Annotated in this window: 4 protein-coding genes and 1 pseudogene; 2 read left to right on the plus strand and 3 right to left on the minus strand. The window is 63.4% G+C overall.

Features of this window, described 5'->3' with window-relative positions:
- Positions 1–144 precede the first annotated feature (144 nt).
- Entirely contained in the window at positions 145–1,623 is a 1,479-nt protein-coding gene (locus tag ASG39_RS21845; protein ID WP_062597089.1) for an MDR family MFS transporter, read from the plus strand.
- A gap of 59 nt (positions 1,624–1,682) precedes the next feature.
- Here the strand turns inward: ASG39_RS21845 and glf are convergent, their stop codons facing one another.
- From glf to ASG39_RS21860, 3 genes are all read right to left on the minus strand, one after another.
- Positions 1,683–2,840, minus strand: coding sequence for a UDP-galactopyranose mutase (gene glf, locus ASG39_RS21850; RefSeq protein WP_062597034.1), 1,158 nt, complete (start codon positions 2,838–2,840; stop codon positions 1,683–1,685).
- A 61-nt stretch (positions 2,841–2,901) separates the two neighbouring features.
- Complete coding sequence (locus ASG39_RS21855; protein WP_062597035.1) at positions 2,902–4,158, minus strand: hypothetical protein; 1,257 nt, start codon at positions 4,156–4,158, stop codon at positions 2,902–2,904.
- Between the two features lie 100 nt (positions 4,159–4,258).
- Positions 4,259–6,301, minus strand: coding sequence for a glycosyl transferase (locus ASG39_RS21860; RefSeq protein WP_062597090.1), 2,043 nt, complete (start codon positions 6,299–6,301; stop codon positions 4,259–4,261).
- A gap of 1,809 nt (positions 6,302–8,110) precedes the next feature.
- Between ASG39_RS21860 and ASG39_RS21870 the strand changes: the two are divergent.
- Positions 8,111–9,709: pseudogene (locus tag ASG39_RS21870) on the plus strand (hypothetical protein); the annotation flags it as partial.

Below are 9,709 nucleotides of genomic sequence, written 5' to 3' on the forward strand. Positions count from 1 at the left end.
AGTTCAGGGATGCGGGATCGGATCCCGACCGACGACGCGCCGGCATCCTTCAAGGACTTCCGCGCAGGCGTCGTGCGACTGACGGCCGTTCGACCGCCGAACTTTCTCCCATCGCGCCGGGCAAGGCGCTCCGGAACCGATTTGATGAGTGTAAAACCTGTTCATCGCGGCCTCGTCGTTGCCGCGATCATGGCCAGCATGGCGATGATCGCGATCGAAGCGACGATCGTCTCGACCGCCATGCCGCAGATCGCCGCGCAACTGGGCCAGCTCAACCTCTATAGCTGGGTGTTCTCCGCATTTCTGCTGACACAGACGGCAACGACCGTCGTCTTCGGCAAGCTGTCGGATATCTACGGCCGCAAGCCGATCGTGCTTTTCGGCATCGCCGTCTTCCTGCTGTCCTCGCTGCTTGCGGGCTTTGCCTGGTCCATGCCGTCGATGATCGCTTTCCGGCTGCTGCAGGGCGTCGGCGCCGGCGCCATCCAGCCGGTCGCCATGACGATCGTCGGGGATCTGTTTCCCGGTCGCGAGCGCGGCAAGGTTCAGGGCTATCTGGCAAGCGTCTGGGCGCTGTCGGCGGTCGTGGGGCCGCTGCTCGGCAGTTTCATCATCCACGCCTTGCCCTGGGCCTGGGTTTTCTGGATCAACATTCCGGTCGGCATTCTCGCCGCCTTCGGCTTCATGCGCTTCCTGCACGAGGAAAAGCAGGTGCGCACGGCCTCCATCGACGTTCTCGGCGCGGTCCTCTTCGCCGTGTCCATCTCCGCGCTGATGGTGGCGCTGACCGAGGTGGAGGCGGCAACGCCGGTCTATACCATCGTGGCGGTGCTGGTCTTCGTCGCGAGCCTCGGCCTGTTCCTCTGGCAGGAGCGTCGCGCAGAAGCCCCGATGGTCGCGCCCGACCTCTGGCTGCGCCGACCGATCGCGGCGTCGAACATCGCAATCTTCTTTGCCAGCATGGCCATCATGGGATTGACGACGTTTCTGCCAATGTATGTCCAGACGGTGCTGGATCGGTCGCCGCTGGTCGCCGGCTTCGCGCTGACCATGCTTCTCATCGGCTGGCCGGCGGGCGCGACATTCGCCTCGCGCATGTTCCCCCGCTTCGGGCTGCGTCCGATCATGATCGTTGCAAGTCTCGTCATACCCGCGGGCGCCTCGCTGCTCTTGCTGCTTACGCCCGACAGTTCGCCGGCCCAGGCCGGGGCGGGGTCGCTGATCATGGGCGTCGGCATGGGGCTGCTCAACATCTGCGCGCTGGTCATCACCCAGGAAAGCGTCGGCTGGTCGCAGCGCGGCAGCGCCACGGCCTCGAACGTGTTTTCCCGCAATCTCGGCAGCACGCTCGGCGCCTCCATTCTCGGCGCCGTGCTGAGCTATGGCCTCGCCCATGCCGGCGGCATGGGTGCGATAACACCCGAACAGTTGCGCGGCCTGCTGGACGGAACGGCGGCCGCCGCCATCGACGCCACGCCGGTGCGCCTGGCGCTGCAGGCAGCCCTCCACGTCACATTCCTGGTGATGTTCCTGATGACGATCCTTATCGTGCCCGTCTGCCTGTGGGTTCCGAAGCGTCTCGATCAGGACCAGCCCGTGGACGCGGTCGAAGGGCGCGCCTAAGCCGGGCGACCCTTATCTCCCGACCGCCCCAGAGCGGCGGTCGGCAGTGAGTGGACAGGTCAAAGCGGCGAATGCAGGAAGGCCGGAACCGGCGCCTGATCGGCCGTCTTCTTCAGGTAGAGTGCGGCCGTATCCAGGGCCTCCCGGATCGTTACATCCATATCGAGATAGCGGTATGTGCCGAGGCGACCGACGAAGGTCACGGCGCCTTCCGCTTCGGCCCGCTCGACATAGGATGCGAGCAGCTGCTTTTCCTCGACCAGCCGTATCGGATAGAACGGCACGTCGTCTTCGCCGCAGAGCCGCGAGAACTCGCGGTAGCAGACCGAACCCGCTACGCTTTCCCATGGCGAGAAGTGCTTGTGCTCGGTGATGCGGGTGTAAGGGACATCCGCATCGCCATAATTCATGACGGCACAGCCCTGATAGTCGCCCTCATAGGTGAAGCGCTCGAAATCGAGGGTGCGATAGCCGAGCCGTCCGAATTCATAATTGAAATAGCCATCGAGCGGGCCCGAATAGAAGACATGATCGTAGGCACCGTTCTGCGCCTTGTCGAAGCGTGTCCCGAGGTGAACCGTGATGCCGGGATGATCGAGAATGCCGGCCACCATGTCCGTGTAGCCGTTTTCCGGCATGCCCTGGAAACGGTGGAAGAAGTAGTTGTCGTCATAGTTGAAGCGCACCGGAAGTCGCTTCAGAATCGACGCCGGCAGCTGGGTCGGGGAGCAGCCCCACTGCTTTTCGGTATAACCCTTGAAGAACGCCTCGTAGAGTTCGCGGCCGACGAAACGCAGCGCCTGCTCCTCGAAGGTCTGCGGGTCCGAAATGGTCTTGTCGGCCTTCTCCTCGATGAAGGCGCGGGCCTCGTCCGGCCGGAAGGTCTTGCCGAAGAACTGGTTGATCGTGTGCAGGTTGACCGGCAGGGAGAACACCTGCTCGTCCACCGTCGTCTTCACACGGTTCTTGTAGGGCATGAACGTCTGGAACCGGTTGACGTAGGTCCAGACCTCCTCGTCATCCGTATGGAAGATGTGCGGACCGTAGACATGCACCATGACGCCGGTATCCGCATCCCGCTCGCTGTAGCAATTGCCGGCGATGTGGTCGCGGACGTCGAAGATCTCGACGCCGTATCCGGCAAGCGCCAGTTCCCGCCCGATGACGGCGCCCGAAAGGCCGGCGCCGACGATCGCAATTTTCCCGTTCCCGCCCATGTCTTTTCCTCGTCTTTTTTCGTTCTTGGTCCGCGCCGGTGGGCACGAACATATCGCGCTGTCAGGCTGCCGCCAGGTTGCTCCGCATCAGGGCGTCGTATCCGTCGATCAGGCGGTCGAGCGCCAGGCCGTTCTCCTGCGGTCCGAAGCTCAGATGGCTCACGGTGAAGTCGGAATAGATCGCCGTCGGGCGGTTCAGATAGTTCGGCAGATCGACCGTCAGCGCATATTCGTCGTCGCATTTCGGCAGAGCCATATGGACGAGATCCTTGCCGAGCCAGGCGATGAAATTGATCGACTGACGCTCCTGCCAGTCGATGACGGCCCGTGGCAGGGGCAGGGACTTTTCCGTCTTGCCGAGGAAATATTCGTGCAGCTGCATTGCGCGCTCGGCGCTCTGCCAAAGGCTTCCACCGAAACCGCCCGGCGGACGCTCGAAGCGGCCGAGAGTGGCGGGCAGCGACCCGGCTTCCTGCTGCCAGTAGGCGCAGACGCCATTGTTGACGACATTGGCCGAGACAATGAAGTAATGCGGATTGTCGCGGCGGAAGGCGATGAAATTGCTGAGATTGTCGAGGTCGAGATAAACGACGTCATCATCGCATTTCAGGAAGACGGCGTCCGAAAATTCCGTCAGCCGCTTGGTATAGTAGCTGTAGGCCTGCCAGTACGGTGTCGTCTCGTTCTCGTTGCCGACATAACGGCGGACGGGGCTCTGAACGTCGCAAAGCTCGAGATCCGAGCCCCAGCCGCCGCGCACCATGATCGAGGCACCGCCCGGCAGCTGGATGTCCGGCCACGAACCGACCATGACGCCGTTGACGTGGAGCGTGGGCACGCCGGCCGGATCGAGGCTGAGCACGACATGATTGGCAAGTCCCGGCGAGAGGACGCCGGGCGTCGATCGGGTCCAGAGCAGGGGATGGGTGTCGCGCGAGAAGCTGGTGAGATCGCGCTCCGTGATGCGGCGAAGCGCGGAATGCGTGTTGTTCCAGCCGCCGACGACGAGCTCGAAGGAGTCGCTCGTCTTATCGTTGGGAATGATCGCGATATGCAGGTCGCTCTGGATCTTCGCCGTCGTGCGGAAAGAAGACTGGCGGCTGACCGAGCCTTTGTTCTGGTAGGAGGCATTCGGTCCCATGAAGCGAACCGGTCCGAATTCTTTGGTGACCCAGGCCCGATCATCGGCCGAGCGGGTAAAGTCCCAGATATGCCATTCGTCGATGATGCCTGCATCCAGCGCCTTGCGGATATACTGGGTGAGTATTTCCATCCGCTGCTGGCGGCCGGCAAAAGTGACCAAAATCACGGGGTTCATGTCGTCCTGCCCTCTCGTCGATGTCGTCATTCGGTTGCGGCGATGCGCCGGATACCGGGAGCGCGCCTGCCTGTCGCCGTCCCCCCGGACGGGCGTCGGATCAGTCGTTTTCGGTCCAGAACCGGGTGTCCCGTGCGATCGGCGCGTATGCGTGCCGCTGCGCAAGTTCCTGGCGGTACCGCTCGCGGTAGCTCGTCTCGGTCTCGAACTCGATCGGCTCGGACAGAAACTCGACGCCGACCTCGTAGTAGATGTCCAGGTTGTCGAGGCGCGGCACGGGAATTTCGCCGCGCTCGCCTTCACCCTGCATCTGCCAGTACAGTTCTTCGAGTCGGCGCACGAGGGCCGGGATATCGCGCAGTGCACAGGTTTCCCGCTGCGCTTGCAGCGATTGACGAACGCTCAGCAGGCTTTCGGGGTCGCGAGCATAGGCGATCGCCTTGGCGACATAGGCATCCGGCGTATCGCAGATCATCTCCGGAATGCCGGCGGCCGACAGGATGCTGCTGCAGAAGCGCGAGGCAAAACCCTTGCCGCGCAGCGTGAGCACCGGCAGGCCCATGGTCACCGCGTCTGCAGCCGTGGAATGCGCGCCATAGGGGAACGTATCGAGGAAGAGATCGGCCACACCGATGCGAGCGAGGTGGAAGGCATTGGGCGCCTTGGGGGCGAAGATCAGGCGATCCGCATCCACCCCGTGATCGATCGCGAGCTGGCGAAGCCGCTGATTGACCGGCTCCGAAGCGCCGAGCAGCCAGAGCACGCTGCCGGGCACGGCGGCGAGGATCGCCATCCAGCGCGAGAAGCAGGCGGCTGTCGTCTTCTGCGAGCCGTTGAAGCAGGCGAACACGAAAGCATCGTCCGGAAGCCCGGCTTCCTGCCGCGTCGGCTTGTTGGCGATCTTGCGCTTGCGGTCCACCGGCTGGTTGCAGGGAATGCGCAGCACCTTCTCGGTATAGTAAAGCTCGTTTTCCGGCGGGATGATCTGCGCGTCGGCGATGATGTATTGATGGACCGGGCTCGCCATTGTTCCGGGATAGCCGCAGAAGTTGACGATGACCGGCGCCGGGCGATAGGCGAAGATCTTGGTGCGCGCGTGCTTGGTGTAGCCGTTCACATCGACCAGGATGTCGATTTCGTCGGCGAGGATCTGCTTGGCGGCATCGAGGTCGTTGAGCGCCCCGATGTCGTGCCAGTGATCGACGGCCGCCTGAATACGGGTCTGCGTCACGTCGCCGGTGCGGGCTTCGCCGCAATAGTAGGCGAAGACCTCGACGCTCTCCTTGTCGTGCAGTTCCAGCACCTCGCTCAACGCGAAACCGACCGCATGGTCACGCAGGTCGGACGAGACATAGCCGATCCGCAGGCGTGCCTTGGTGCCGGTCTTTGGGCGCGGCGAGGGCTGCAGGATATCGCGGGCATGGACGCGGCCGACGAGATGCTTGTTGTAACGGTAGGCCTTCGCCATCTGGAAGATCGGGTCGTCCGTGTAGCAGGCGAGGGGCAGCGGCGAAAATGCTTCCAGCAGTTGCCGATTCGCTACATATTCCGAAGGGGTGAGGATCGGCCACTTGCACTGGTGCTGGCGGGTGGAGAGCCAGTGCTGTGCAGCCTCGGTACGGTCAGGCCGCAATTCGACTGCCTGCCAGAGAATGGCTTCGGCATCTTCGAGCAGGCCGACGCTCTCCATAACGCGACCGATATGCTGCAGCGCCATCAGGCGGTAGCCGATCTTCTCCGGCGTGATGTCCTGCGTGGCGGCGACATATTGCTGCCATTGCTGCACGGCCTGTGCATTCAGGCCGCTGTCTTCGTAGGTCCGGCCGAGATTGATGCGGGCCTGCCCCATCTGCGGCGCGATCTTCACGCTTGCCTGGAGCGCATTGATGGCGCCGGACAGGTCGTCCAGCCCCCTCAAGGTGACGGAATAGTTGAAATAGGCGAGATGCAGGACCGGGCTGTTGTCGTTGTAGGCGATCCATGTGCTGTAGAGCTTTGCCGCTGCAGCTCCCGAGCCGCCCGCGTTCAGCTCCTCGGCGATCTGAAAGAGCTCGAGAAGCGAGAGCTGCTGCTGGCGCGCACGCTCGATGGCGGCCGCAAGCATCGACTGGTGTGCTGAGGCAAAGGTATTATGCATAACCATGGACATCACATTGATCGTGGGCTCGGAGCCGCATTGAAAGACGGTAAGAGCTTCACAACTAGCGACGTTGCCTTGCCTTGAGCTTGCGGCCGCTGCGCATCGTAAATGTAAGCTATGCTTTTCCAAGAGATGTTCTTGTTACCAAGCAGCTCGCTTTCCGCGATGTCTATAGGCACAATGAAAGCGCCATCTCCGCACAAGTTTGTCGAGATAACGACTATAACGTGGTCTACACACTTTCTTCATGTTGCGTTTTAACTGAAAATTAGAAGGTGCCGCCTACAACTTGGAATGTGGATTGTGTGCTGTTTTCCTTCCGCGGGAGATGGGGCCATCCACAGGGGAATTCACGGACGACCATAGTATTCGATACCATAGGTGTGGGAGCAGAGGCTTTGACTCTGCATGCATGATGCCACCCCACGTCAGGCTCGCGTGAGCCATGTTTCCAGATATTCTTTCCGCTCGAATGAGCGCCACACCTCTGTGCCGAGCCCGATGGAGCCTGCAGCAGGACTGGCGATCGTTTGAAGATGCCCGGCGCATCCTAGGCTCTGTGACGCGAGGCTCCGCCTTTCGCTGCAGGCATCGGAGAGGAATGAATATTAATCCTTGAACGATGAAGGCGCGCACCTATGACCTCGATTGTATCTTCTCTCAGCGTAAAACAGATCCAGTCCCTCAATACGACCACCATCGCGGCGTTCACGACCAGCGACGTGGGTGCTCTCACCTCGGTTCAGATTGCCGCTTTTTCATCGCAGCAAATCGCAGCCTTCACCACGGACGACCTGACGGCATTCAGCTCGACACAGCTGCGCGCGGTCTCCGCGTCCGCTGTCACGGGCCTGACGGCCGGGCAGCTCGCCGTGCTCGACAGCACCAAGCTGGCAACGCTCGTGTCCAGCCAGGTCGCAGCCCTGACATCCGCTCAGGTCGCATCTCTTTCCTCCGGTCAGCTTGACGGCCTGACGACAGCCCAGCTCGGCGCCCTGAGCGCCGTTGCGCTGGCAGGCTTCGCAACCGAAGACATGGCGACGATCTCCTCCACCGAGATCTCGGCGCTGAGCGCCAAGGCGCTCGGCGGCCTGTCCACGGCGAACTTCGCAGTGCTCACCTCCACCCAGCTCGGCGGTCTGACGACSGCACAGGCCGGTGCYCTSGGAACGGCCCAGATCAAGGCGCTYTCGACCGCCCAGATCGCCGGCCTCAMCACCGCACAGGTCGGGTCGCTCACCKCCACACAGATCGGTGCGCTCTCCACAGACGGACTGGCTTCCTTCACGACCGACCAGGTCGCAGCCCTCAGCGCAACCGCTGTCGCTGCGCTCTCCTCGGCCCAGATCGGCGCCCTGTCCTCCACMAAGCTTGACGCCTTCAGCACCAAGCAGCTCGCCGCCCTCTCGAYCGCAGCGGTCGCAGGCCTTGCAACCGAGGATATGGCCACCATCTCCTCCACCGAGATCTCGGCGCTCAGCGCCAAGACGATAAATCTTTCCTCTAAAGCGTCCACCGCCAAAGANTCCTTCACGACCGACCAGGTCGCAGCCCTCAGCGCAACCGCTGTCGCTGCGCTCTCCTCGGCCCAGATCGGCGCCCTGTCCTCCACCAAGCTTGACGCTTTCAGCACCAAGCAGCTCGCCGCCCTCTCGAYCGCAGCGGTCGCAGGCCTTGCAACCGAGGATATGGCCACCATCTCCTCCACCGAGATCTCGGCGCTCAGCGCCAAGACGCTCGCCAGCATCGCCACCGCCAACTTCGCCGTCCTCACCTCCACCCAGCTCGGCGCTCTGACGACCGCGCAGACCGGTGCTCTCGGCACGGCCCAGATCAAGGTCCTCTCGACCGCCCAGATCGACGGCCTCACCACGGCKCAGCGCGGCCGGCGTCGGTGCCCTGAACTCCGCTCAGCTCGGTGCCCTCAGCACCACACAGCTCAACGCCTTCACCACCACGCAGCTCGCAGCCCTSTCCGCCACTGCCGTTGCCGGTCTCGATACCGACGACATCGCAACCATCTCCTCAACCGAGATCTCCGCCCTCAACGCCAAGACGCTCGCCGGTCTCTCCACCGCGACCTTTGCCGCCCTCACATCCACCCAGCTCGGTGGCCTGACGACGACACAGACCGCAGCGCTCACGACGGCCCAGGTCAAGGCTCTCTCGACCGCCCAGATCGACGGCCTGACGACCGCACAGATCTCCGTGCTGACGTCGAGCCAGATTGGCGCGCTCTCCACCGAAGGCGTCGCCTCGCTCTCCACCGACCAGGTTGCAGCCCTCAACGCCAAGACCATCACGTCCCTGACGAGTGCCCAGGTCGGCGCCATGAGCTCCACCCAGATCGGCGCGCTCAATGCGACCCAGATCTCCAACCTCGGCTCGGAAGAACTGGCGGCCATGGCCTCCGAGGACCTTGCAGCCTTCTCCACGGATGAGATCGCAGCCCTCAGTGCCAAGGCCATCGTCGGCCTGTCCTCCAGCGTCATCGCAACCCTGTCCACCGACCGGATCACCGCCCTCAACTCCGCAGCCGTCGGTGCCCTGTCGTCGGTCCAGATCGGGGCCCTGTCCTCCGCCCAGCTCGATGCCTTCACCACCGCGCAGCTCTCGGCCCTGTCGTCYACCGCGGTCGCAGGCCTCGAAACGGCCGACATCGCAACGATCTCCTCCACCGAGATCTCCGCGCTCAACGCCAAGACGCTCGCAAGCCTCTCCACGACCAACTTCGCCGTCCTCACCTCCACCCAGCTCGGCGCCCTGACGACCGCGCAGACCGCCGCCCTGACCGCTGCCCAGGTTCGCACCCTGAGCTCYACCCAGATCGACGGCCTCTCGACCACGCAGGTTTCGGTCCTCACCTCGGCCCAGGCAAGCTCGCTCACCACCGATGGTGTGGCCTCGCTCTCCACCGATCAGGTGGCCGTGCTGAACACAGCCGCTGTCGCTGCCCTGACCTCGACCCAGCTCGGCGCCCTGTCCTCCACCCAGCTTGGTGCCTTCAGCACCGCACAGCTGGCGGCCCTGTCGTCTGCAGCGATTGCAGGCCTTGCCACCGAAGACATGGCGACGATCTCCTCGACCGAGATCGCAGCCCTCAGCGCCAAGGCGATCGCCGGCCTGTCCACGGCAAACTTCGCAGTGCTCACCTCCACCCAGCTCGGCGGTCTGACGACSGCACAGGCCGGTGCTCTCGGAACRGCCCAGATCAAGGCGCTYTCGACCGCCCAGATCGCYGGCCTCAMCACCGCACAGGTCGGGTCGCTCACCTCCACMCAGATCGGYGCGCTCTCCACAGACGGACTGGCKTCCTTCACGACCGACCAGGTCGCAGCCCTCAGCGCAACCGCTGTCGCTGCGCTCTCCTCGGCCCAGATCGGCGCCCTGTCCTCCACCAAGCTTGACGCT

Origin of the sequence: Rhizobium sp. Leaf371, assembly GCF_001424045.1 — a bacterium.
Lineage (GTDB): Bacteria > Pseudomonadota > Alphaproteobacteria > Rhizobiales > Rhizobiaceae > Ferranicluibacter.